The following is a 24,526-nucleotide window of genomic DNA, read 5'->3' as shown; positions in this document are numbered from 1 at the left end:
TGAAACCATTCTACCTGCGTTAGGTAGAATGGTTTTTTTAATCGTTAATTCCGAATTGGGGATGCATAAAAGCGTCGTTTTTATTATCAACTTCTTTTTTAAGTAATTCTTGATTTTCTTCTGCAATCCACCCGATATCATTTGTAGGATGGATCCATTCATCCCCAGCCATAATGGCAGGGTCTACCTCATCACTCCAATTGTTTAAGGGGCTGTTCTCGGAATTGTATTTACTGTCTCCAATTACAACATCATATTGATTTACAAAAGGTTGTTGCATCTTTTTTCCTGTTCCTTTAAAAGAAGGGAAGTTCATTTGATGAGGGAGCGTCTCGTCTAAAATTGGCGATTGGATTGTTTCTTTCTCTTTCAAAGTAATCGCTCCTTTTTGTAAAGGTTTGTTCGTATGTAGTATTTCCATCTATAAGCTCTTATGTACTTGTTAACACTTGCCAGTAATAGTTATTTCAGATTGCTCCAAACTAGAGTAGAAAGTAATTTCTTGAGAGCAGGTGAACGTATTGGTAAAAAGAAAAGTGAAACAAAATGCAGCAATTAACAATAATAAAACTCCGAAAGAAAGCTTACCAGATGCAGAATTTGCATTAGAGTATGAAGGAGAAAACAGTGCAAAGTATGCAAATCGAAATTCAAAAAAAGGTAAACAAAAATGAGGCGTTTTTTACAAACGCCTCGTTTTTTTGTGGGATTATAAAGGTTTTTTTAATTATTTGTAAATTTAATATTTTCTATTAGCAGAAAAATGTGAAAAAACATAGAAGTAGCAACGTATTACACAAAAACAAACAACAAACAAAAGATTAATGTTGGTTTAATACTGCTTTTACACTAATTGTTTATATTTGAGTTGTACATAAGATTTGTAAAAGGAGAGAGAGACAGTGAAAAAAACAATCTTTAAAGCTGTAGCAACTGGAATGGTATTTTCGTTATTAATGGGGTGTGGTGCAAAGAAAGAAGAAAGTGCTGGAGCAAAAGTGAAAGATGATAAATTATCTGGATCGTTAACTGTTTACACAGCGATTGAAGAAGAGCTTGTACCGATTTATCTTGATTCTTTCAAAAAGAAATACCCGGATGTGAAGTTGAACATTGTTCGTGATTCAACAGGAGTTATTACAGCGAAATTGCTAGCTGAAGGAAAAAATACACAAGCAGATGTTGTGTGGGGAACTGCGGCGTCTAGTCTATTAGCTTTAGAGAAAAAAGATATGTTAAAAGAATACTCTCCAAAAGGAGCGGATCGTGTCCTTCCGCAATTTAAAGATGATAAGAAACCTGAAAAATGGGTAGGTAATACTGCGTTTATGACGGGGATTGCTGTAAATAAAGAAGAATTAAAGAAGAAAAATTTACCGATGCCAGAATCATATGAAGATTTAACGAAACCAGAATATAAAGGAACACTTGTTATGCCACATCCAGCTTCTTCTGGAACAGGATTTTTAACAGTTTCTGCATGGTTGCAAATTATGGGTGAAGATAAGGGCTGGGATTACATGAAAAAACTTCATGATAATATGGCATCTTATACGCATTCCGGTTCAAAACCAGCGAAATTAGCAGGTGCAGGTGAATATCCAGTTGGTGTGTCAATGGTTTATAGCGCTTTAAAAGAGAAACAAAAAGGTGCACCAGTTGAAGTTGTACTGCCGAAAGAAGGACTAGGCTGGGAAGTAGAAGCGAATGCACTTATTAAGAAAGATAATGCGAAAAATGATAAATTAGCACAAGCGTTTTTAGACTGGGCAATTACAGATGATGTAATGAAGTTATACTTCGAGAAAAATGGATTTGCGACAATTAAAAATGACTATAAACTTCCAGATGGATTCCCGAAAGATGTGACAGAAAAGTTATACAAAAAGAATGACTTTAAATGGGCAGCAGAAAATCGCGACAAAATTTTAGAGCGTTGGGAAAAAGAGTTTGGTCAAAAAGCAGAACCGAAAAAGTAAGTGAGTGGGAGAGAGAAAAATGAGCGAATATTTATCAATTCAACACATTCAAAAACAGTTTGATACATTTACAGCGTTAAAAGATATTTCTTTTACAGTGAAAAAAAATGAGTTTGTTTGTTTATTAGGACCGAGTGGTTGTGGGAAAACGACGTTGCTTCGCATTTTAGCAGGGTTAGAAGAAGCGACAACAGGTAGTATAGCTGTGAATGGAAAAGATATTACAGCATTGCCGCCTGGTAAGCGGAACTTCGGAATGGTTTTTCAATCGTATGCATTATTTCCGAATTTAACGGCGCTTGAAAACATTGAATACGGCTTAAAGACAAAAAAATATGAAAAAGCAGAAGTAAAAGAGAAAGCGCTATTGGCGTTAGAACTTGTTGACTTACTGAATGTAAAAGATAAATATCCTGCTCAAATATCTGGTGGACAACAGCAGCGAGTAGCACTTGCACGTGCGCTCGCTCTGTCTCCCGATATTTTGTTACTAGATGAGCCGTTATCTGCTTTAGATGCAAAAGTGCGTGAAAAGTTGCGTAGAGAAATGCGTGATTTGCAAGAAAAAGTCGGAGTAACAACTATTATGGTAACGCATGATCAAGAAGAGGCATTAACGATGGCTGATAAAATTGTTGTAATGAATCATGCGGAAATTATGCAGATTGGAACACCAGAGGAGATTTACCAAAGACCAGCCAATCCGTTTGTGGCAGATTTTATTGGTTCTATTAATTTCTTTTCGAAAAATAATGAAGAACACGCAATTCGTCCTGAACATGTAACAGTTGTGCACAATAATGGTATGAAAACTGTTGTAGAAAGCATGGAATTCCGGGGGGCTGTATACCGGACGGAAGTGCGGGTCATAGAAGAGAAAACACACCTTTATAACGAGAAAATCGTAGTGGATATATTGGCATCAGAAGTAGAAGCAACTTCTATTAGGAAAGGAAAGCAAATTCAAATCTCTTTCTCAGAAAATCATATGTTGTCATATGGAAAGAAGGTCATTGTATAGATGGAGATGTTAGAAAATTATCAGGTAGAAAATACGAAAAAAAAGATTAAGAGACGTATCGGTAAAGAAGAGTGGATACAGAGACTAGTAATTATCGGTATGCTTCTTTCATTTCTTATCATACTTGTATTGCCTTTATTACAATTGTTTACACAAGCCTTTTACGATAAAGATGGAGCTTTCGTTGGTGTTGCGAATTTCAGTAAATATTTCACAACATCAACTTTAGTTCAATCATTACAAAATACGATATGGATTTCGGGCGCGACAACAATTATTTCCGTTACACTCGCTTTCATTTACGCATATGCGATCGCTCGTACGAATGTTTTTGGAAAGCGCATATTTCAGTACGTAGCGTTATTACCATTATTCGCGCCAACGATGATGCACGGTATAGCACTTACATATTTATTTGGTAATCAAGGGCTAGTAACGAAAGGAATGTTTGGTTTATTTGAAGGTATACAAATCCCTTTATATGGACCGGTAGGAATTGTAATGGCTGAAGTTATGTATACATTTCCGCAAGCATTCCTTATTTTATTAATTGCTTTTCAAGGATCTGACTATCGTTTATATGAAGCTTCTAATATGTTAGGAGCGAGTAAAACAAAGCAGTTTCTTACTGTTACTTTACCTAGTGTAAAGTACGGATTAATTAGTGCAATGTTCGTTGTATTTACACTTAGTTTCACTGATTTTGGGGCGCCAAAAATTGTAGGAGGACAATATAATGTGCTTGCTACTGACGTATATAAACAAGTAATTGGACAGCAAAATATGCCAATGGGGGCAACTGTCGGAATGATTTTATTAATCCCAGCTATCTTTGCTTTTGCAGTTGATCGTATTACGCAAAGAAAACAGGCGAATTTTTTATCTTCAAAAGCAGTACCTTACAGAATAATAAATAATAAGAAAAGAGATGTTATTTCGTTCGTATATTGTAGCGTAATAACGCTTATGATTATTCTTTTATTCGTTGCAGTTGGTATTGCTGCAAGTGTAAAAGTATGGCCGTATAATATGAGTTTTACATTTGAGCATTTTAATTTTTCAAGTTTAACGGGAGATGGACTTGAAGCGTTTAAAAATAGTGTAATTGTTTCAGCGGTTACAGCGGTTATTGGGGCAATTTTAACATTTGTGTTCGCGTATGCAATTGAGAAAATAGACCAACTACAATTTTTCCGAAAAACAGGTTACTTTTTCTCTATCGTACCTTTAGCAATACCAGGTTTAGTACTTGGGTTAGGCTACGTTTTCTTCTTTAGTCAACCAACAATACAAATATTTGGACTTTCCGTAACGAACCCGTTTCATTCTCTATACGGAACAATTGCTGTGTTAGTACTAGTTAATATCATTCACTTTTATTCTGTAACATTTGTTACGGCAACGACAGCTTTAAAGAAATTAGATCGAGAGTTTGAACTAGTTTCACAGTCGATGGGGATCCCGTTTTATAAAACATTCTTTCGAGTTACGGTACCGATGTGTCTACCAGCCATTTTAGAAATGGTAATGTACTATTTCGTAAATTCCATGGTGACTGTCTCGGCAGTTGTATTCCTATACGCAGCTGATTTTAAACTAGCTGCTGTGTCAATTGTAAATATGGATGATGCAGGAAATGTGGCACCAGCAGCTGCGATGAGTGTACTTGTTGTTGTTACTAATATTGTAGTAAGAGTTGTATATGAATGGGGAACGAAAGCACTTCGTAACCGAACGTCAAAATGGCAACAAAGATAAAGTGAAACTTTAATCAGTGGGGGCATCCCCCGCTGATTAATAGTTGAACCAATCGGACTTTTAAGGCAGCATGATTCCCGCCTAACTTCTTTGCGAGGGGGAGTCTTACTGCCTGGCGAACAGCGAGATAAATAAGAAGGGTGATGGATAGAATGAAAATAGAAGCAGTTATTTTTGATTGGGCAGGTACGACAGTTGATTACGGATGTTTTGCACCACTGGAAGTATTCATGAAAATTTTTCATAAACGTGGTGTTGAAGTTACAGCAGAAGAAGCACGTAAGCCAATGGGATTATTAAAAATAGATCATGTAAGAGCACTAACAGAAATGCCTCGTATTGCGAATGAGTGGAAGCGTGTTTTCGGACAATTACCAACAGAAGCAGACATTCATGAGATGTATAAAGAATTTGAAGAAATTCTCTTTGCTATTCTGCCAAACTATGCCACGCCAATTGATGGGATAAGAGAAGTGATGGCTTCATTACGTAAAAGAGGCATTAAAATTGGCTCAACAACTGGCTATACGAGAGAAATGATGGATATTGTTGCAAAAGAAGCAAAATTACAAGGGTATAAACCTGATTTTCTTGTGACGCCAGATGATGTTCCAGCAGGTCGTCCGTACCCGTGGATGTGCTATAAAAATGCGATGGAACTTGGTGTGTATCCGATGAATCATATGATAAAAGTGGGAGACACGGTGTCAGATATGAACGAGGGCAGAAATGCTGGGATGTGGACTGTTGGCGTAATTCTCGGTAGTAGCGAGCTCGGCTTAAGCGAGTGGGAAGTTGAAACTATGGATCCGGTAGAACTTCATGAAAAGATGGAAGTAGTTCGTAATCGTTTCGTTGAAAACGGAGCTCATTTTACGATTGAAACGATGCAAGAACTCGAGAACGTAATTGAACATATCGAGAAACAAGAACTTATTATTTCATAAAAGGGGCAAAGGATCATGAATGGAAATCACTACTTATTATTAACGCCAGGACCATTGACGACAACAAAAACGGTAAAAGAAGTTATGCTATACGATTGGTGTACATGGGATGTTGAATATAACACAATGGTGCAAGATGTAAGGGCTAAACTTGTATCGTTAGCAACGAAAGAAGAAGAGAAATATACAACGGTTTTAATGCAAGGAAGCGGTACGTTTTCAGTTGAAGCAGTGATTGGTTCTGTCGTTCCTAAAAACGGAAAGCTTCTTGTTTGTACAAATGGTGCATACGGTAAGAGGATTGTGCAAATGGCAGAGATGTTACATATAAATGTGGTCGTGAGTCAAACAGAGGAGTGGGAACCTACTAATATTGCAGAAGTAGAAAAGTTATTGCAAGAAGATAAAGAGATTACTCATATTGCAGTAGTTCATTGTGAAACAACTACAGGTATTATTAATCCAATTGTAGATGTATGTAAATTAGGAAAGCGATACGAGAAGGTTACAATTGTTGATGCAATGAGTAGTTTCGGCGGGATTGAAATAGACATTGCTGATTTGCAAATTGATTTTTTAATTAGTAGTGCGAATAAATGTATTCAAGGTGTTCCTGGATTTGGTTTTGTTATCGCAAATCGTGATGAATTATTAAAGTGTAAAGGGCAAGCACGCTCTTTATCTCTTGATTTATATGATCAATGGGAAACGATGGAAGAGCAAAATGGGAAATGGCGTTTTACTTCACCTACGCATGTTGTACACGCTTTTTATCAAGCCTTGCTTGAACTAGAAAAAGAGGGCGGAGTAAGAGCACGTTGCAATCGATATTATAGCAATCAAAAATTATTGGTGAACAGAATGGAAGGAATTGGATTTAAGTCATTAGTAGATGAAAAATATCAATCTCCTATTATTACATCGTTTATTTACCCAGAGGGATTTGAATTTCAGGAGTTATATAACGAGTTAAAGAGGTATGGATTTGTAATTTATCCAGGGAAAATTTCGAAAGTAGATACGTTCCGTATTGGAAATATCGGTGATGTACATGAGGAAGATATAAATCGTTTAGTTGATAGTATCGCCAAAGGAGTTGTTATAGGTTGAAAGTATTTTGCTTAGGTGGAGCAGGTAAAATTTGTCGTGAAGCGATTTTGGATTTAGTTCAATTTTCATCTTTTGAGACGATTACAGTAGCCGATTTTAACGAAGAAGAAGGCCGTAAAGTAGTAGAATGGCTCAACGATCCTCGTGTTGATTTTGTGAAAGTCGATGTGACAAATCATGAGGATACAGTTGCAAAAATGAAAGGCTATGACATTGTAATGGATGGTACGACGATAAAGTTAAATGGATTGTCTACTCGTTGTATTGCGGAAGCTGGGTGTCACGGTGTGAATTTGAATGGATTTGGTGAAGAAAATGAATCACATGCTATATTTGTTCAAAATGAAAAAACATGTTTACCCGGATTTGGTATGACACCAGGTGTAACGCAAATGATGGCCATGCATGCAGCAAATCAGCTAGATACTGTAGAGTATGTTCGTGTAAGTCACGGTTCGTATCGTCCAATTGCTTTTTCTGCATCAATTACAGAAACAACGACATATGAATATGATCCAAATTTACCATCGCGTACAGTATATGAAGATGGTAAGTTTAAGCAAGTACCGCCTTTTGCGCGACCAAGAGAAATTGAATTGCCAGCGCCTTATGGTAAAACAATGCAGTATATCATTCCGCATTCTGAAACGATTACGTTAGCAAAGGCACTAGAAAATAAAGGTGTCAAACTGATAGAGACGAGAGGAACTTGGCCAAAGAAAAATATGCAGCTCGTACGTGCTTTATATGATTACGGCATATTGCGTAATGATCAAATTGAAATAAACGGGAAAGAAATTGGCATTATGGATTGTATTTCGCAGTATTTATTACAATCGAAAGAAGGTCAAGAGACGGAAGTATACGGTTATGCACTTCATGTAGAAGTAGTAGGTATGAAAAATAATGAGAAACAGAGACATGTATTATATCATACACATCCGTTATCTGATGGATCTATTGTAGGATGGGAAAATTTAAGAGCTTATACGAGAAACGTCGGTATTCCATTTGGAATTGCTACCGAGTTAATTGCAAATGGGAATGTAAATAAAATGGGTGTTGTTACGCCTGAAGAAGCTTTCGAAAACCCACAACTTGTTTTTGATGAACTAGAAAAGCGCGGCATTTATATTCATGAAGAGGTTTTCACTGAAAAAGAAAATTATAATTTTGTATAAGCAAGGAACTTTATGAGGTAGATACAAATGGGGTGAAGCTATGTCTGTAGTAGGAGAAGAAAGAAAGCGGACTATTCTTGAAAAAGTAGAGTTTAAAGGAAAAGTAAAGGTTTCAGAATTAGCGAGAGAATTCGCTGTATCAACAGAAACAATTCGTCGATATTTAGAAGAGTTAGATCGTGAAAAAAAGTTGAAGAAAGTGTATGGTGGAGCTGTTCAACTTCCAGGTGCCGGGATAGAGGCGCCGATGTTAGAAAGAGAAATGCTACATATAGAAGAGAAGAAAAGAATTGGTTATAAAGCAGCAACATTTGTAGAAGATGGTGATGTCATTGCAATTGATGACGGAAGTACACCACTTCAGATGGTTCCATATCTTGTTCATCGAAAAAATTTAACGATTGTTACGAGTTCTTTTCCAGTAGCGACACAATTAATCTCTTCTATTAATAAAAAGATGTTTCACGGTGAAGTTTTATTTATTGGTGGAAAAGTATCACCAAAGCATTCGCGTGTATCAGGATCTATTTCTCAGCAAGTGATTCATCAATTTCATTTTCATAAAGCGTTTGTTTCGATTGATGGGTTATTACCTAGTTTTGGCGTTTCCAGTTTTGAATTAGAAAAAGCAAAACTGTCGGAAGCGATGATGAAATTAGCTGAGAAAACATATATTTTATGCGACCATACAAAAGTAGGTGTAAAAGGGAATTATAGAATAGCAGGATTTTCTCGTATTCAACATGTTATTTGTGATAAGAAAATGCCATATAGTTTTGAAGAAGAAGTTAAGAAGCATAATATTCAATGGACAGTGTGTTAAATAAAGTGAAAGCAGTAATGAAATAAAAGGTTTGCATTCATGCAAAAAGTGGACACATTTTCTCATTTCCTTCATATAATTTACCAATATAAAAAAAGTTGGCTGAAGGAAAGAAGGGGGAATATGTCAGAACGCATATATAATAAACTTGTATTGTATGCAAATATTTTACAAAAAATTGGTTTTATTAATGAGAAAGAAAAAAGTGAAATTCTTCATACGATAGGTAAAAAATCCCTTTGAATAAAGGGATTTTTATTGTGTATCGCTAGAAACATATTTTACATGTAATATTGCAGTTATCAATATAAGGGAATTTTATTTTGAAAAAATTATATTAAGGCGCTAGTAGTAGCAACATTAGGCGACAAAGAAACAGAGAAAGCAGATGATAACTCTAATTCATGCCATACGGAAACAAAGAATCAAGTGGATAGCCAAAATATGATAACAGATAAATAATTAAGAGAATTTGTTAATAAAAAAGTATGTAATAGAAAAGATTTAAATACACCAATTACGAAAGAAGAGTTATTGCAAGTAAAGGACTTGTTTTTAAATACGAATGAGATTATTGATTATCGTGCATTGAAATATATGCCGCATTTTAAATTTTTAACAGTTGCGAATGCGAAGATAAAAGATCCGTCATTCTTTACGAACTTAAAGCAAATGAGAAAAATACGTTATTCTTTCATTAGAAGAATAACGTATTTTTTATTGTAACATGAAGTAGGACATGGACGGCGGGATTGGTATGTGAGTAGCCTATTTTTACGAGGAGCGTTGAAATCATATTGACAAAAAAGCATTCTCATGTGATAATTCAATTAAATTTTTAGAATAATCAAAAAATACTCCTTTTACATAGAAAGGATTCGAACATTATATAAATATTACGACGGGGGTGACGAAATGTTATTTTTTCTGAAGAAATGGAATGAATTAAAAGATGTGAAATCTGAATTGGCACTTCGTGATTGGTTTTATGGTACAAAAATTAGTTTATCGTTATGTACGTCAAAAGAGCCATTAACATTTTTAGTGAATGTCGAGGGAAGAGATAAAGGATTGTTTTCAGAAGAGGATTTTATTGTTGTCAATTGCATGTGTGAGCCAGTGTTTGAAAACGAGGAAAAACCAGCGGCAGAGTCATTTATGCATGCGGATATTTATAAAAAAAGCAGTGCGGAATGTATTTTACAAGTACAGACTGTAGATAGCCATTTAATATCAGAGTTATACGGAGAAGAAAGAGAAGTAACATTCGATAAACGTAGCGTGGAACGTGTTTTTGGAAAAGAAGGTATAACAGAAATGACAATTCCAATTGTAGAAGATGAAAAGAAATTTGCTGATTTGTTAGAAAGTAATGTTCCGAATTTTATTGAAGGTGGAGGAGTAGTTCTCGTTCATAATTACGGCATGATTGTGTGGGGGAAAACGCCAGAAGAAGCGAAAAAATGGCTAGAGGGTATAGAATATTTAATGAACTATCATGTAAAGTTGTTAATGATAAAAGGTGCGAAGAGCTCTGTTATATAAAAATGTTTGCGATGTTGTTACAATTCCATAAATAAATGAAAGCGTTTTAAAAATAATTTTACTCATAAAATATAGGTCTCCTTATTATATATAGATTACATGTTGACATGTAAGGAGGAACATATTTTGCGAGTTAAATATCATTTTCTGCCAAAACAGCAGGTGACTTATTGCAAGATAAATGATACTGGTGAAAAAGCATTACAAATTATGAATGAAACGGGATTTCGAGCAATCCCTGTATTAGCAGAAGATGAGAAGCTATTCATGGGGATTATTTATAAAGTAGATTTATTAGAAAAGAAGTGTAATAGCGGATTAGAGCATGTAAGTACAGGAGATATGTTAGAAAATTCCTCTGCATTTATTTTTGAAAAGGATTCTTTCTTCAGAGCTTTTTATGTGATTCGTCGTCTCCCATTTTTAGCGGTGCTAAATGATTATAATGAATTTGTTGGTATCTTAACACATTCCAATGTATTTGATGTTATTGAAGACTCATTCGGTATGCGGACGGGTGGTTATATATTAACAATTGCAACACAAGATTGTAAGGGAACGATTAAAGAGCTTGGGACATTGTTAAAAGCATATAATATCGGTGGGTTGTTTACGCTAGATAACGGTGATCAATATATTCGCCGTATTATCGTAAATATATCAGATGAGTTAGATGAAAAAAGATTAAAGAAATTAATCGAAAAAATAGAAAAAAAAGGATTCAGAGTGAGTCATGTAGATTATATTTAAGTGAAAAGGAAAGGTACCAATCTGCTATATGTAGAGTGGTACCTTTTTTTCGTGTAAGTGATGAATTGTCTCCCACTATTTTTGGGAGCACCGCCGCCCGTAAACGCCCGATTGGTGAGGGCTAATAATTAGTGGTGAATGCCCCACTAATTAAAGTTTCACTTTATTTTGAAACAGCAGGTGGAGATAATGCTAAATCAGACAAAAAAATAAAGTCTGCATGCTCGCGAATTTTGGGAATAGAGGTTTCTATAACACGTGATGTAATTTCACCTGGAGGCCCAACGTGTCCGATAGCTACCATAATTGGTTTTTCTTGAATTTTTTTGATAAGTAATTGAGCTTGTTTTGAAATATGTCCTGCTGTATAAACATCATCAAAAAATAGTTGGTTTTCAATAATAGGCACCCCTAATTCTTTTCCGATTTGTGGGACGACACTATTAGGGTTTGTTTTGCTATCTAAATAAAATAAACCGTGTTTTTTACAAGCTGTAAGTATAAGACGTACAATTCTTTCGTCAGCTGTTACTTTTGATCCCATATGATTGTTCATTCCAATTGCATGCGGTACTTCTTTAATCGCTTGTTCGAGTCGGTTGTTTATTTCTTCATCGCTTAAATCAGTTGTAAGTGCTTTTGGTCCAAGCCATTCTTTTTTACCTTTAATAGGTTCCATTGGCATATGTATAATAACTTCATGGCCTTTTTTATGGGCTGCTATTGCATCTTCTTTTGTAGAAGGAAGGAAAGGCATAACAGCAACAGTCAGTGGAATGGGAAGTGATAACATTTTATCAGTTCCCTTCATATTATTTCCGAAGTCGTCAATGACAATAGCTACTTTATTTGTATGGGCATTGGCTTGAATCGGAAACAAGAAGGATGGTAAGAACATAGTAAAAATGAGCAATGCAATCGTATATTTGCGCATATAAATATTTCCTTTCTATTTTATCCCGCTATTTGCGGGCAGTAAGATTCTCACCTCAAAATTCGGCTGGAGCAAAGAAGTTAGGGGGAGATCCACTGCTCGTAAACGCCCGATTGGTGATTGATAAGGTTTCACTTTATCAATCATCATTATGTTTTGCGTTTTTATATAAATTAAACAAAAAATGTCGAAGAAAAGTATATGTTAAATAGAGAAACCGCTATTTAATTGGTATTTGTAAAAAAAGAAGATGAAAAAAATGTCTATTATTGCGAATGTATTTACAAAGATAGAATAATTTGTAATAATTCTCAAAGTGAGGGTAAAGATTTGTAAATTACAGGGAGAAAATGTTTAATTTTCTGATTCTTCAAATTTGAATATGATTAAGCAGGTAAAAGGTCAATAGTGAAGTTGAGAGCATGGAAGAATAATAAGGGGGATATGGATGTTTACTGTAAAAAGGAAGTACACATTAGAAAAGCTTTCACGTGATATTCATATGAAGCGTGAAGAAATGATTCAACTAGGATTAACAAGCGGGTTAACTAGTAGGGAAACAATTCAAGTTAGTCAAGAATTGGACAAGCTTATTTTACAATACCAGCGCTATAAAGAAAAACAAACACCAAAATGGTTTTCCATTATAAAGGTACCTATTTTCCAAATCGGATATGAAGGAAAATCGAATAATTTTTGGCGAATGCTTGTGGCGGGTTTTATGAAATAAGTATAATTACCCTTTTGTGATAAGGATAATTATACTTTATGTAACGGTATTTCGATATGAACTGTCGTTCCTTCGTTTTCTTTACTGTCAATAAAAATATGCCCATCGTACATCTCTACAATTCGTTTACATATGACAAGTCCAAGACCTGTTCCAGTATCTTTATTAGTAAAGAACGGATGAAAGAGGTGTTTTTGAATATGTTTTGGAATACCTTTTCCAGTATCAATAATTTGCAATTGTGCGTGTGTTTCATTGTCTGTTATGACAATGGTTAGTGTGTCACTAGAAGTCATGGCTTCAATTGCATTTTTTGTAATGTTTAAAACCACTTGTTTCATATGGTCTTTTGAGCAACGGATATGAACAGGATGGTCTGGCAAATGTAGATGGAATACAATGTTATGTAGATTCGCCTCAGATTGAATAATCAATGCTACCTCATTTAGAATAGTTCTCACATCATATGTTTGTTCAATGATAGCAGTTGGCTTTCCAAGAATAAGAAATTCACTTACAATTTCATTAATTCTCTCTATTTCTTGTTCGATGATGGAAAAGTAAAACTGATCCTGTTCATCTTTATATTTTTCTTTTAATAGCGCAACGAGTCCTTTAATTCCCGTAAGAGGATTGCGGATTTCGTGGGCTGTACTCGCTGCAAAAGTTCCAACCAATTCAATTTTTTGCAGTTCATTTTGTTGTCTTTCCAGCTTTGTTTGCCGTTTTAATAACATATATTGAGCGAGTAAAAATAAGATAGACATTAAAAATAAAGTAGCTATACATTCTATTGCAACCCATTGGTATAAAGTTTGCTTGTGGATAGGTAATGGAGAAACAGAGACCTTCCAATTTAACCTTTGGAGTGGGGTAGTGAGCATATTAGAATGCGCATCGCTTGTTTCATTATTGTCATCAGTTAGAAAAACTACATCATGTTTATCAGTTACTTCGAAATGGTATTGTGGTTTAATAGCATTTAAAGAAGATGAAATGTAGTCAAAGCGTAAACTTGCTAACAATAAGCCTGAGAGTTCCTTCTGTTTGTTAAATATTGGGGAAGCGATTATAATAGCTTGATGTCCAAGGACGCGATCTGTAATGACGGATGATACAGTTGTTTTCTTAGTTTGTAATGCGTCTTGAATATACTTGCGGTCTGAGACGTCTACAGGTCTTGATTCGCTTTCTGATGCGATGGTAATGATTCCTTCTGGTGTAACGTAATATAGACCAGAAAAGCGCGCATCGTTTCCATCTGTATCATGTACAATTTGTTTAATCCCATTTATGTTACCAGTCTCGGTACCTACGACTTTTGCAAGCATTTCTAAGGCAGAAATTGCTTCACCAAGGTGATGATCTAAATAGTCTCTATATAAAAAGAGAACCGTATGAGCAGATGTTTTGTTTTCCTGCTTCATTTTATACGTATGATAGGAATAAAATGTAGCACCAATCACTATCGTTGGTAGGATAACAAGCAATATATATAAAACTATGCTTTGGAATTTGACTTTCAAATGTGGTACTCCTTCTTTTTTTATTATCATTATATATAAACTATGTTAAAATTGTCATGTTTTTATTCAAGAATCATTCGTAATATATTAGGGGAGAGGAAATGGATGAGTGAATGCTCATTCGGAACTCACATGAAGTATTAAGCTGTATTTTCTTTTTATTGCTGAGAATTTAAGTGAAGGGTTGAAAGTTGTATGACATCAAATAATGAACGAGAAGATATTTCTCAATCTTTAAAAGTATTTATTGCATTATCTCGTGTACACCGTTCTGTTATGGATACTACAAATAAATCTATACAAAGTAACGGGTTAAATCCAACTGAATTTGCTGTATTAGAACTGCTATATCATAAAGGTGGTCAACCACTTCAGCAAATTGGTGAGCGCATTTTAATAGCTAGTGGCAGCATTACATATGTTGTAGATAAGCTGGAAAAAAAGGGATTAGTAAAGAGAATCCCATGTCCGAATGACAGACGTGTTATTTATGCGCAATTAACGGAGTCTGGGGAGAGTTTTATTGCTTCTATTTTTCCGGGGCATGAGCAAGTTATACATCAGTCTTTTGAAATGTTAACGAAGGATGAAAAGGATGAATTACTTGATTTGTTGAAAAAAATTGGAAAGTATGAAAAGTGATACTATGTTCCAAAGGAGCTTTGGATAAAAAATCCAAGGCTTTTTTGCATATAAGTAAGTAAGATGGCAGCTGCCGAATTTTGTTGAAAACTAAGAGGGGATTTGGGAAGAAGTATTGAATTATAGTAAAGGTATACATAATGGAGAGGAGGCTCGTTCATGTCATTTAAAGACTATGAATATAAACGGCCAAATATTGAAGAATTAAAAGAGAAATTTACTGTTGCTTTAGAGAAATTTGATAACACAAAAACTGTAGAAGAACAAAAACAAGTTATCAATTCAATTAATGAAATTCGCAATGATTTTGGTACAATGGGGAATCTTTGTTACATTCGTCATTCTGTTGATACGACAGATGCTTTTTATAAGGAGGAGCAAGATTTCTTTGATGAATACTCTCCAGTTGTACAAGGATATGGAACAAAATATTATAAGGCGTTAATTAGTTCTCCATTTCGTGAAGAATTAGAAGCCTATTACGGAAAGCAATTATTCGCTCTAGCAGAATGTGATTTAAAAACATATTCAGATGAAATCGTGAAAGATTTACAATTAGAGAATAAATTGTCTTCACAATATACACAGTTGTTAGCATCTGCAAAAATTGACTTTGCAGGAGAAGAAAGAACATTATCGCAACTGATTCCATTTATGCAAGGAAAAGAAAGAAGTGAACGTAAATCAGCAAGTGAAGCATACTACGGATTTTTAGCTGGAAATGAGGAAGAACTAGATCGTATTTATGATGAGCTTGTTAAAGTAAGAACGAAAATTGCGAAATCTTTAGGTTTCAAAAACTTTGTTGAACTAGGATATGCAAGAATGTATCGTACAGATTACAATGCGGAGATGGTTGCGAATTATCGTCAGCAAGTACTTGATTATATCGTTCCAGTTACAACGGAATTAAGAAAGAGACAAAAAGCACGTATCGGTGTAGAAAAGCTAGCATATTACGATGAAAACTTTGAATTTGCTACAGGTAATCCAACTCCAAAAGGAGATGCAGATTGGATTATTAATCATGGGAAAACGATGTATAAAGAGTTATCAGCTGAAACAGATGAATTTTTCAATTTCATGTTAGATAATGATTTATTAGACTTAGTTGCGAAAAAAGGAAAAGCTGGTGGCGGATATTGTACATATATCGAAAATTATAAAGCGCCATTTATTTTCTCAAACTTCAATGGAACATCTGGTGACATTGATGTATTAACACATGAAGCTGGTCATGCTTTCCAAGTATATGAAAGTCGTAAATTTGAAATTCCAGAATATAATTGGCCAACATATGAAGCGTGTGAGATTCATTCTATGAGTATGGAATTCTTTACATGGCCATGGATGAAACTATTCTTTGAAGAAGATGCAGATAAATATTATTTCTCACACTTAAGTTCAGCACTTCTGTTTTTACCATATGGTGTATCTGTCGACGAATACCAACATTATGTATATGAAAATCCAGAAGCATCACCAGCAGAGCGTAAGACAGCATGGCGTAACATAGAGAAGAAATATTTACCGCATCGTGATTATGAAGATAATGATTATTTAGAGCGCGGTGGCTTCTGGCAACGTCAGGGACATATTTATAGCTCGCCGTTCTACTATATTGACTACACGTTAGCTCAAATTTGTGCACTGCAATTTTGGAAGCGCGCAAGAGATAATAGACAAGAGGCATGGGAAGATTATGTGAACCTTTGCCAACAAGGTGGAAGTAAATCATTCTTGGAATTAGTAGAAGTGGCAAATTTAACATCACCATTTGCTGAAGGTTGTGTGAAAAGTGTCATTACAGAAATTGAAGCATGGCTACATGCGATTGACGACACAAAATTGTAAAAAACATGCGCTTTTTTTCACATGTTTAACATCGACATAATGGGGAAATGATGAGATAATAAAAGAAAATTCAGAATACTAAAGAGGTGTTTCTAAGAAGGAACACCTCTTTTCACCAACAAAAAAGGGGGAAAGAAGTATGCTTCAATCTAATATGGATGTGAGTTTAGAAAGTTTGGTGAACTCATTGCAGTCTACCCGAAGCACGCTATTATCAGAAATTGAAATGTTAAATGATACAGAAGTGAATGTAAAGCCACGCCGTGATAAATGGAGTATTATTCAAATTTTACATCACTTACATTTAGTTGAACAATCTGTCACATCTGCCCTTGTATATGCTCTACACAAAAATGAAAGAAATGCGACTCCATTTAAAGACCTCCAACTTACGCTTGATCGCACACATAAAAGAGAAGCTCCTCAGCAAATGCAACCAACAGAAACTTTAATGAAAAAACAGCAAGGAATTCAATTGCTAGAACATTCACGACAAGAACTATTACATGCGCTTCATAGTATCATAGATGAAAAAGAATTAGTTGCAAATGGATTAAAGCATCCTGTTTTTAATGATTTGAATTTGTATCAGTGGGCTCAATTTCTTGATTTGCATGAGCAAAGGCATCTTACACAGTTAAAAGAGGCGAAATACGCAATTTTGCAGCGATAAAGTGGAAGAAGTGGGAAACCACTTCTTTTTTTGATACATGCATAGTTTTCTTTCTTACTTTGGAATACTACATGGAGAAAGAAAAGAAGGAGTTGAAAAGTATGTCCAAGAAAAAGAGAGAAGAAGAGCGTGCTTGGAAAGCACGTAAAGAGAATCAAAAACCACATGGAAAAGTGAAAGCTTTTGCTGAATTAGTTGAAGGAACAGAAAAAACGTGATGATTATTTCATCACGTTTTTTGTATGAGTGGAAAGGTTAATAAGAAGGTTGTACCGATTCCTTTTTCACTTATAATATCAATTTTTCCATTCATAGCTTGAACAACACTGAATACAACCATCATTCCAAGACCAGTCCCTTTTTCTTTCGTTGAATAGAAAGGAGAACCGAGGCGCTTCACTTGTTCTTGATCCATACCAACTCCTGTATCTTTTATATATAGCTGGATATGCTTATGATCAGGAACTAATGTGAAATAAAGATCGCCGCCTTTTGGCATAGCTTCAATGCAGTTTTTTAAAATATTTAATAAGCATTGGTTTAGTTTTTGCTTCTCTCCAGCGATAAAGAAAGAAGTACTTTGCTTTATGTAATGAGTACGGACATTTGTTAAATTGGCAAGTGGTGTAATTAAAGATAGTGCATGCAGTAATTCTTCCTCGAGTTGTAGTGTTTGTTCTTTTTCAATACTCGGTTTTGCAAAGGTTAAATAGTCTGTGAGAACATGATTTGCTTGCTCGATACCATTAATGGCAATATCGATATATAATTTCCGTTCTTGCTCGGTACATGTATCAGACTGCAATAGTTGTAAAAATCCTTTCGTTGAAGTTAAAGGATTGCGAATTTCGTGCGAGATGGAAGCTGCCATTTCACCGATTAAATGAAATTTCTCAGCGTTCATAAGCTCATTTTGGAGACGAACCTGAGTTTGTAATATGTGTAGTAAATATAAAATAAGGATCGTACCAAGCATCGTACATAACTCATACACAATAATATGGGGTATATAATCTACCTTATTTGTAACTTCTGAAAGGAAGAAGGGTATCCAGCTAAATCCATATGTGAGACTGTAAATAATAGCAAGTGCTATTTTTATACGATTAGAAGTTCGATTGAAAAATTTGTACGTTAATAGTAGAACAATAAATAGAACAATAGAAGCGATAAGGGATGGGAAAACACCTATTCCTCCTAATAAGAAGCGATATATGTTTAATACAGCTAAAATAGAACCACCAGCAATAGGCCCTCCTGTCAATGTACCGACAATTAATACGATATGACGCATATCAAATTGAAAACCATTATTTGTTTTTGCTGCAAAAGTGATACATAGTATTGTAGCGAGGCAACACAGTACAATAAATATAGCCGAATTTAATTTAGGAGACCGTTTCCCTTTTTGATTCCAAAATAAGTGATAAATAAGCATTGTAACGAGAATGGATAAAATATTTAAAAAGAGGTAAATAATAAAGTGTTTCAGTGGGATGCCTCCTCTCTCCGAATAGTAAATTAATCATACTATAAAATGAAAGAAATGGAATATAAAATAGCGGAAAAATCAGAAATTTTTTCTGATAGTATACAATATGTTACAATATGTTTTGTCAATGAAAGAAGAAATTCCATGCACCGCATGGGAGAGGTTCGCGAACTCCCTCTATAAAAAACTATGGAAACAACAATATCCTTAGGTATTGTTTTGTTTTTTTATTGTGACAGTTCAAGAACGTTCTTTCTTCTTATTCGTAGTAGAGAAGGAGAATGAGTGAAATGAAAAAAGAAAAAGCAGTTGTTGTTTTTAGTGGTGGACAAGATAGTACAACATGTTTATTTTGGGCAATAGAGCAGTTTGCAGAAGTAGAAGCTGTAACATTTAATTACAATCAACGTCATAAATTAGAAATTGATTGTGCAGTGGAAATTGCGAAAGAGCTAGGAATTAAACATACGGTACTAGATATGAGTCTATTAAATCAACTTGCTCCAAATGCGTTAACGAGAACGGATATGGAGATTATACATGAAGAAGGTGAATTGCCATCGACATTTGTAGATGGACGAAATTTACTATTCTTATCATTTGCTGCTGTATTAGCAAAACAAGTTGAGGCACGTCATATTGTAACGGGTGTATGTGAAACTGATTTTAGTGGTTATCCAGATTGCCGTGACGTGTTTGTGAAATCGTTAAACGTTACATTAAATTTATCTATGGATTATCCATTTGTCATTCATACACCACTTATGTGGATTGATAAAGCAGACACGTGGAAATTATCTGATGAACTTGGCGCATTCGAGTTTGTTAGAGAAAAAACATTAACATGTTATAACGGAATCATTGGTGATGGTTGCGGTGAATGTCCAGCATGTCAACTTCGTAAAGCAGGATTAGATACGTACTTACAAGAACGCGAAGGAGCGAACAACTAATGGATAATTTCTTTGGATTTCGCATCGTAGAAAATTTGCAAAAAATGGACAAGGATATTCAACGTAAACAACTCAAATATCATAATAAAAGAGTAATGGTCAGCAAGGAATTTACATTTGATGCAGCACACCATTTACACTGTTATGAAGGAAAATGTAAAAACTTACATGGTCACACATATAAAGTTGTATTTGGGATTAGTGGATATGTAAATGAAATAGGCCTTGCAATTGACTTTGGAGATATAAAAGAAATTTGGAAAAACGAAATTGAAATATATTTAGATCATCGTTATTTAAACGAAACATTACCAGCGATGAATACGACTGCTGAGAATATGGTCGTTTGGATTTATGAAAAGATGGCAGAAGCATTAACGAAAGATAATCGTGTGAACGAATATAAAGGAGCTCGTGTTGAATTTGTTCGTCTATTTGAGACGCCAACTAGTTATGCGGAAGTAAGACGGGAGTGGATGCTCGATGAGTAAAATCCCTGTCTTAGAAATATTCGGTCCGACTATTCAAGGAGAAGGCATGGTTGTCGGGCAAAAGACTATGTTTATTCGAACTGCTGGCTGTGACTATAGCTGTTCTTGGTGTGATTCTGCTTTTACATGGGATGGATCGGCAAAAGATCAAATTAGACAAATGCCAGCGGAAGACATTTGGAATGAGCTTGTTGAAATTGGAGGAGAAAATTTCTCTCATGTTACGATTTCGGGTGGGAATCCTGTTTTATTGAAAAATATTGAGTCGCTTCTTTCTATATTAAAAGAGAATGGGATGCGAACGGCGATAGAAACACAAGGGAGTAAATGGCAAGATTGGTTACTTCAAATTGATGAGATAACCATTTCGCCAAAACCACCAAGTTCGGGAATGAAAACAGATTATCAAAAGTTAGATGCTGTAATTCAGAAACTAGCAGGAAAAGATATTAGTTTAAAAGTAGTAGTATTCGATGATCGCGACTTTGAATATGCAGTTAAGATGCACGAACGTTATCCATCTGTACCATTTTTCTTACAAGTAGGGAACGATGATACGAAAACAGTGGATGATGCAATGCTTATTAAAAAATTATTAGATAAGTATGAGTGGCTTATTGAAAAAGCTGTTAATTGTAAAAAAATGAATGATGCGAAAGTATTGCCGCAGCTTCATGCGTTAGTATGGGGAAATAAACGAGGCGTATAAAGAGAAGGGATGTTTAAAATGGCAGGAAGATTAGATGAAGATTTAAAAGATGTAACATTATTAGGAAATCAAAATACAAAATATTTATTTGAATATAGCCCAGAAATTTTAGAGGTATTTGATAATAACCATCCAAACCGTGATTACTTTGTAAAATTCAATTGTCCTGAATTTACAAGCTTATGTCCGAAAACAGGACAACCAGACTTTGCAACAATTTATATTAGCTACATTCCTGAACAAAGAATGGTAGAGAGTAAATCTTTAAAGTTATATTTATTTAGCTTCCGCAATCACGGTGACTTCCACGAAGATTGTATGAATGTAATTATGAATGATTTAATTAAATTAATGGATCCGCGTTACATTGAAGTATGGGGCAAATTCACACCACGTGGTGGTATTTCAATTGATCCATATTGCAACTACGGTCGACCAGGAACGAAGTATGAACAAATGGCAGATTACCGTATGATGAACCACGATCTATATCCGGAAACGATTGATAATCGTTAATAGAAAGAAAAGTCCTGTATACTATACAGGACTTTTCTTTCTATTATATTATGCATTTTGATTAATGACAGTATAGTTTTTATGACTTACAACTGTAAGAGGTTCCATATCTAGTTCTCTAAAATTCTCCATAATTGTTATATCAACAATAACAGAGTTTTGATTTACCTTTTGAACACGGCCTTGCATTCCACCTTTAAATTCGATGATATCTCCAGTTTCTGCGATCTGCATAAGCAACTCTCCTTGTTACAGTTTTTCCAAAAAAGAATAATTTGGGATTTTTTATTTTCCTTTATTTTGAACTATGTTTCCTGTTTTGTAAATGTTTTCAAAGGAAAAAGTCGAAAAATATTCATATTTTGTAAGATAATATCCATATTTCATATGATGCTGGAGAAAAAGTGTTTATATCTTTATAATGAAAATGGATGTTGGTCTGTTTAATAAGGGGGAAATAGGAGCGGTAAAATAATGTTTGAAATTATGGGGAGCTTTATAGCTTTGTTCTTATATTTATTTTCTTATACACAGTTGAAGAAAATTCGTCAACATGAAACGAATACATATTTTGATGGAATAGATGCTTCAGTTACTCATAGTAGTGGCGGAGATATGTAACAATATGTAACTTTTATTTTCAGCATGTTATGATGAATGTAAGAAATAGTACATAATATAGTTCGTAAGTGATGAATGGAGAGTGAAAAGAATGTGGATATCTTTTATTCGTCATGGTCGCTTGAATAGTACTATAGAACCGATGACAATTACTTCATTTCATGAATGGCTGAAGAGATATGATGTAGATAGTATGAGTAGGGAATGTAACATACCGATTGAAACAATTGAGGCAGTAGAATCGGCAAATTTAATTGTATCGAGTGATCAAAGACGTGCTGTACAGTCAGCAGCGGAATTAATGAATTCTTTGTCCTTTGTGCAAAATTCTCTTTTTAGGGAAGTAGAAGTACCGTCGAGTTTTTTTGCACCAGAATGGTTTAAATGTAAGCCGGGGACTTGGTTTTTTATTGGACGTGCTTTATGGATGGTTGGGTATCATAAAGATGTTGAGTCGTATAAGGAAGCAAGGGGAAGGGCAAAAGAAGCTGCTAACATGTTACATCACTATGCAATGGTGCACGGGAAAATCGCGATAGTAGGACATAGCTATTTTAATACGATGATTGGTGCGGAACTGAGGGCGATGGGATGGTCTGGACCTCCTATTTTTCATCGGAAGCCGTGGGGATATACAAAGTATACGTTCCATGAGGCGATGAATGGAAGTGTATTAAATACAAAATTAACTTAAAAGCACACGATTTTATATAAAATCGTGTGCTTTTTTTTAAGATATAGAAACCAATGTACGTAATGGTTTTATTAGATGAGCATAAGGTTCGCCAACGAGCATTACGGTTTTATCTTTGTTGTAACCTAGTTTTTCATACAGTGAAAAAGCACGCTTGTTTTCTAAATTAACAAGTAAGGCGATTTTTTCATAACCTGTTTCAGCTGCATGAAGTTCAGCTGCATCGATTAACTTAGAGCCAATGCCACGTCCGCCGTACATATTTGAAACTGACAACGTGTCAATATAATACTCATCAAGTTCAGCTTCTTTTTCTAACGTAATGGATTCATCTTCATGTAGTTCTCTTAAGTGGCGTATGATTGGTGCATCAAGTTGTTGAGCGTCACTACCGTGATAAGCGACAATAACCCCAACTACCTTTCCATCTTGTTCCGCCACTAAACAGTTTTCATAGCTCAATCGATTATTTTCTTTTACGAACCATTTTTCAAGTCCTAGTAATACATTTGCTTCAACTGTGCTACCAGTGATTTTTTCAGCAATTTCATGCAGAGCATTATACAATAAAGGAGATATTGCCTTTGCATCTGTCTTTGTTGCTTTCCGAATCATAGTATCCCTCCTAGTTCTATTTGTATATTGTAACATAGTGGTATGGAACTTTGTATGATTGAATGCCAAAATGTTTGATATAGAGAAGTAGCTATGTTAGTATATGATATTTAGTGGACATATAATAAAGCAATACTGCTTGTAAAATAATGAAAATGAAATGAAGGCATAGCAACAGGAAAAATTTACAGTTGTTGACCTATAAAAGATACGATAAAATAAAATATTGCATAGAGGTGAAATACATGGATGAACAATTAGCAAATACAATTTTGGATCAGCTGAAAAATGGTGAGATAAAGGAGTATGTTGCAACGAAAGATGTATTTTATACGTTTAGGAAAGTTGTAGTAAGTCGAGAAGATTTTAAACATATTATTGGGAATGCACAACGCGGCGGACAGGTAATTTATACATATTCAAAAACGCCACGTTCATAAATAGAAGATAAAGGGGAGGAGAATTATGGGCGATTTTAAACAAGGCATTTTACCGCATTGGGATTATATGTGGAAAGATAGAGCCGGAAATAGATGTATGGGAATGGTTATGTATCCAGAGAAACGAAAATGTTCAACAAAAATGCTTCAGAAAATAAAAAGGGCGTATGAGCAAGCGGCAGAAATTAAAGTAACTGTACAAGTTCAACAGACATATGAGTACGTAGAAGGAATGATCGTATACTTTGATGAAGAAGCTCCTGTATGTACAATGCTTGATAAAGATGAGAATCCGCATCACATATTTGTAAAAGATATTTTGCGTATTGAGCACTCTGAATAAACTTTTCATACATAAATTGAAACGCCATAATAATAATCTTTTTCTATAATAGTTATCTTTTAGTATGTAACGAGCAACGAAAGTATATGTATAATATTTAATAAAGTAAAATTGATAAATGTAATCGTTTGTTAGAACAGATTATCGTTTCATGTCTGTTCTTTTTTGCGTGATGCTGG

General features: G+C 34.8%; 29 protein-coding genes, 1 pseudogene and 1 riboswitch. Of the genes and pseudogenes, 24 read left to right on the top strand and 6 right to left on the bottom strand.

The annotated features are described in order from the left end of the window. Positions 1 to 37: 37 nt before the first annotated feature. On the bottom strand, positions 38 to 421 hold the full coding sequence (locus tag JDS95_RS12910; RefSeq protein ID WP_000404293.1) for a DUF3905 domain-containing protein: 384 nt from the start codon (positions 419 to 421) through the stop codon (positions 38 to 40). Positions 422 to 521: 100 nt separating this feature from the next. Here JDS95_RS12910 and JDS95_RS12905 point away from each other — a divergent pair, with 100 nt between their 5' ends. The 11 genes and pseudogenes from JDS95_RS12905 (at position 522) to cbpA (ending at position 11,114) form a co-directional block, all read left to right on the top strand. Next, positions 522 to 674: a hypothetical protein gene (locus tag JDS95_RS12905; protein ID WP_000240799.1), complete on the top strand. Its 153-nt coding sequence runs from the start codon at positions 522 to 524 to the stop codon at positions 672 to 674. Positions 675 to 902: 228 nt separating this feature from the next. Beyond that, positions 903 to 1,979, top strand: coding sequence for a putative 2-aminoethylphosphonate ABC transporter substrate-binding protein (locus JDS95_RS12900; protein WP_000750902.1), 1,077 nt, complete (start codon positions 903 to 905; stop codon positions 1,977 to 1,979). Between the two features lie 19 nt (positions 1,980 to 1,998). After that, positions 1,999 to 3,000 (top strand): putative 2-aminoethylphosphonate ABC transporter ATP-binding protein, encoded by a 1,002-nt coding sequence (locus JDS95_RS12895; RefSeq protein WP_000006203.1) that lies wholly within the window; start codon positions 1,999 to 2,001, stop codon positions 2,998 to 3,000. Further along, a complete protein-coding gene (locus JDS95_RS12890) occupies positions 3,001 to 4,758 on the top strand; it encodes a putative 2-aminoethylphosphonate ABC transporter permease subunit (protein WP_000425539.1) in 1,758 nt (585 codons plus the stop codon). A gap of 152 nt (positions 4,759 to 4,910) precedes the next feature. After that, the gene (gene phnX, locus JDS95_RS12885; RefSeq protein WP_000687390.1) at positions 4,911 to 5,705 is read left to right on the top strand and encodes a phosphonoacetaldehyde hydrolase; all 795 of its coding nucleotides are present in this window, start codon (positions 4,911 to 4,913) and stop codon (positions 5,703 to 5,705) included. A gap of 15 nt (positions 5,706 to 5,720) precedes the next feature. Beyond that, positions 5,721 to 6,815, top strand: coding sequence for a 2-aminoethylphosphonate--pyruvate transaminase (phnW, locus tag JDS95_RS12880; RefSeq protein ID WP_001014014.1), 1,095 nt, complete (start codon positions 5,721 to 5,723; stop codon positions 6,813 to 6,815). After that, positions 6,812 to 7,996 (top strand): saccharopine dehydrogenase family protein, encoded by a 1,185-nt coding sequence (locus JDS95_RS12875; protein WP_085450003.1) that lies wholly within the window; start codon positions 6,812 to 6,814, stop codon positions 7,994 to 7,996. The genes phnW and JDS95_RS12875 overlap by 4 nt, the downstream gene beginning before the upstream one ends. Before the next feature lie 40 nt (positions 7,997 to 8,036). Further along, a complete protein-coding gene (locus JDS95_RS12870; RefSeq protein WP_000117656.1) occupies positions 8,037 to 8,819 on the top strand; it encodes a DeoR/GlpR family DNA-binding transcription regulator in 783 nt (260 codons plus the stop codon). Between the two features lie 357 nt (positions 8,820 to 9,176). Continuing rightward, positions 9,177 to 9,503 (top strand): annotated as a pseudogene (locus tag JDS95_RS31130) (NEAT domain-containing leucine-rich repeat protein); the annotation flags it as partial. Positions 9,504 to 9,734: 231 nt separating this feature from the next. Then, positions 9,735 to 10,364, top strand: a complete 630-nt coding sequence (locus tag JDS95_RS12860) for a class II aldolase/adducin family protein (RefSeq protein ID WP_000895994.1) — start codon at positions 9,735 to 9,737, stop codon at positions 10,362 to 10,364. 126 nt (positions 10,365 to 10,490) lie between these two features. Then, on the top strand, positions 10,491 to 11,114 hold the full coding sequence (cbpA, locus tag JDS95_RS12855) for a cyclic di-AMP binding protein CbpA (protein WP_001264227.1): 624 nt from the start codon (positions 10,491 to 10,493) through the stop codon (positions 11,112 to 11,114). 163 nt (positions 11,115 to 11,277) lie between these two features. Here cbpA and JDS95_RS12850 read toward each other — a convergent pair whose 3' ends face one another. After that, the gene (locus JDS95_RS12850; RefSeq protein ID WP_001234113.1) at positions 11,278 to 12,048 is read right to left on the bottom strand and encodes a divergent polysaccharide deacetylase family protein; all 771 of its coding nucleotides are present in this window, start codon (positions 12,046 to 12,048) and stop codon (positions 11,278 to 11,280) included. A 448-nt stretch (positions 12,049 to 12,496) separates the two neighbouring features. Here JDS95_RS12850 and JDS95_RS12845 point away from each other — a divergent pair, with 448 nt between their 5' ends. Further along, complete coding sequence (locus JDS95_RS12845; RefSeq protein ID WP_000495542.1) at positions 12,497 to 12,778, top strand: aspartyl-phosphate phosphatase Spo0E family protein; 282 nt, start codon at positions 12,497 to 12,499, stop codon at positions 12,776 to 12,778. A gap of 29 nt (positions 12,779 to 12,807) precedes the next feature. Here JDS95_RS12845 and JDS95_RS12840 read toward each other — a convergent pair whose 3' ends face one another. Continuing rightward, on the bottom strand, positions 12,808 to 14,304 hold the full coding sequence (locus JDS95_RS12840; protein WP_000865074.1) for a DUF3149 domain-containing protein: 1,497 nt from the start codon (positions 14,302 to 14,304) through the stop codon (positions 12,808 to 12,810). Between the two features lie 195 nt (positions 14,305 to 14,499). Between JDS95_RS12840 and JDS95_RS12835 the strand changes: the two genes are divergently transcribed. The 4 genes from JDS95_RS12835 (at position 14,500) to JDS95_RS31125 (ending at position 17,691) form a co-directional block, all read left to right on the top strand. After that, entirely contained in the window at positions 14,500 to 14,946 is a 447-nt protein-coding gene (locus JDS95_RS12835) for a MarR family winged helix-turn-helix transcriptional regulator (protein WP_000203343.1), read from the top strand. A gap of 159 nt (positions 14,947 to 15,105) precedes the next feature. Beyond that, positions 15,106 to 16,800: a M3 family oligoendopeptidase gene (locus JDS95_RS12830; RefSeq protein ID WP_000008590.1), complete on the top strand. Its 1,695-nt coding sequence runs from the start codon at positions 15,106 to 15,108 to the stop codon at positions 16,798 to 16,800. Between the two features lie 139 nt (positions 16,801 to 16,939). Then, positions 16,940 to 17,473: a DinB family protein gene (locus JDS95_RS12825; protein WP_000941966.1), complete on the top strand. Its 534-nt coding sequence runs from the start codon at positions 16,940 to 16,942 to the stop codon at positions 17,471 to 17,473. 101 nt (positions 17,474 to 17,574) lie between these two features. Further along, positions 17,575 to 17,691, top strand: a complete 117-nt coding sequence (locus JDS95_RS31125; RefSeq protein ID WP_000038354.1) for a DUF6254 family protein — start codon at positions 17,575 to 17,577, stop codon at positions 17,689 to 17,691. 11 nt (positions 17,692 to 17,702) lie between these two features. On the opposite strand, the gene kinB is transcribed toward JDS95_RS31125, so the two are convergent. After that, positions 17,703 to 18,911, bottom strand: coding sequence for a sporulation sensor histidine kinase KinB (gene kinB / locus JDS95_RS12820; RefSeq protein ID WP_002038243.1), 1,209 nt, complete (start codon positions 18,909 to 18,911; stop codon positions 17,703 to 17,705). Between the two features lie 207 nt (positions 18,912 to 19,118). Then, positions 19,119 to 19,162: riboswitch (PreQ1 riboswitch) on the top strand. A gap of 93 nt (positions 19,163 to 19,255) precedes the next feature. Here kinB and queC point away from each other — a divergent pair. Genes queC through queF form a run of 4 tightly spaced genes read left to right on the top strand, consistent with a single transcriptional unit; the run spans position 19,256 to position 21,634 of the window. Then, entirely contained in the window at positions 19,256 to 19,918 is a 663-nt protein-coding gene (gene queC / locus JDS95_RS12815) for a 7-cyano-7-deazaguanine synthase QueC (protein ID WP_000711600.1), read from the top strand. Continuing rightward, entirely contained in the window at positions 19,918 to 20,409 is a 492-nt protein-coding gene (queD, locus tag JDS95_RS12810) for a 6-carboxytetrahydropterin synthase QueD (RefSeq protein ID WP_000368413.1), read from the top strand. Before queC ends, queD begins: the two co-directional genes overlap by 1 nt. Beyond that, entirely contained in the window at positions 20,402 to 21,118 is a 717-nt protein-coding gene (gene queE, locus JDS95_RS12805; RefSeq protein WP_000036310.1) for a 7-carboxy-7-deazaguanine synthase QueE, read from the top strand. Before queD ends, queE begins: the two co-directional genes overlap by 8 nt. 18 nt (positions 21,119 to 21,136) lie before the next feature. Beyond that, complete coding sequence (gene queF, locus JDS95_RS12800; protein ID WP_000918895.1) at positions 21,137 to 21,634, top strand: preQ(1) synthase; 498 nt, start codon at positions 21,137 to 21,139, stop codon at positions 21,632 to 21,634. Positions 21,635 to 21,682: 48 nt separating this feature from the next. Here queF and JDS95_RS12795 read toward each other — a convergent pair whose 3' ends face one another. Further along, positions 21,683 to 21,868: a YkvS family protein gene (locus JDS95_RS12795; RefSeq protein WP_001165081.1), complete on the bottom strand. Its 186-nt coding sequence runs from the start codon at positions 21,866 to 21,868 to the stop codon at positions 21,683 to 21,685. A gap of 240 nt (positions 21,869 to 22,108) precedes the next feature. On the opposite strand from JDS95_RS12795, the gene JDS95_RS12790 reads away from it, so the two are divergent. Continuing rightward, positions 22,109 to 22,255 carry a hypothetical protein gene (locus JDS95_RS12790; protein ID WP_000461689.1) on the top strand — a complete coding sequence of 49 codons (147 nt, stop codon included), beginning with the start codon at positions 22,109 to 22,111 and terminating at the stop codon, positions 22,253 to 22,255. A gap of 91 nt (positions 22,256 to 22,346) precedes the next feature. Beyond that, on the top strand, positions 22,347 to 22,949 hold the full coding sequence (locus tag JDS95_RS12785; RefSeq protein WP_000264991.1) for a histidine phosphatase family protein: 603 nt from the start codon (positions 22,347 to 22,349) through the stop codon (positions 22,947 to 22,949). Positions 22,950 to 22,985: 36 nt separating this feature from the next. Here JDS95_RS12785 and JDS95_RS12780 read toward each other — a convergent pair whose 3' ends face one another. Further along, on the bottom strand, positions 22,986 to 23,564 hold the full coding sequence (locus JDS95_RS12780) for a GNAT family N-acetyltransferase (RefSeq protein ID WP_000619577.1): 579 nt from the start codon (positions 23,562 to 23,564) through the stop codon (positions 22,986 to 22,988). A gap of 245 nt (positions 23,565 to 23,809) precedes the next feature. On the opposite strand from JDS95_RS12780, the gene JDS95_RS12775 reads away from it, so the two are divergent. Then, positions 23,810 to 24,004, top strand: coding sequence for a hypothetical protein (locus JDS95_RS12775; RefSeq protein WP_000344285.1), 195 nt, complete (start codon positions 23,810 to 23,812; stop codon positions 24,002 to 24,004). A 25-nt stretch (positions 24,005 to 24,029) separates the two neighbouring features. Next, positions 24,030 to 24,347 carry a hypothetical protein gene (locus tag JDS95_RS12770; protein WP_000502193.1) on the top strand — a complete coding sequence of 106 codons (318 nt, stop codon included), beginning with the start codon at positions 24,030 to 24,032 and terminating at the stop codon, positions 24,345 to 24,347. Positions 24,348 to 24,526: the final 179 nt, after the last annotated feature.

It is taken from the genome of Bacillus cereus group sp. N24, from assembly GCF_016483345.1.
In the GTDB taxonomy this organism is placed as follows: Bacteria; Bacillota; Bacilli; order Bacillales; family Bacillaceae_G; genus Bacillus_A; species Bacillus_A toyonensis.
The sequence above is the reverse complement of the archived record's forward strand: the minus strand, read 5'-3'. Positions and strand labels throughout refer to the sequence as shown.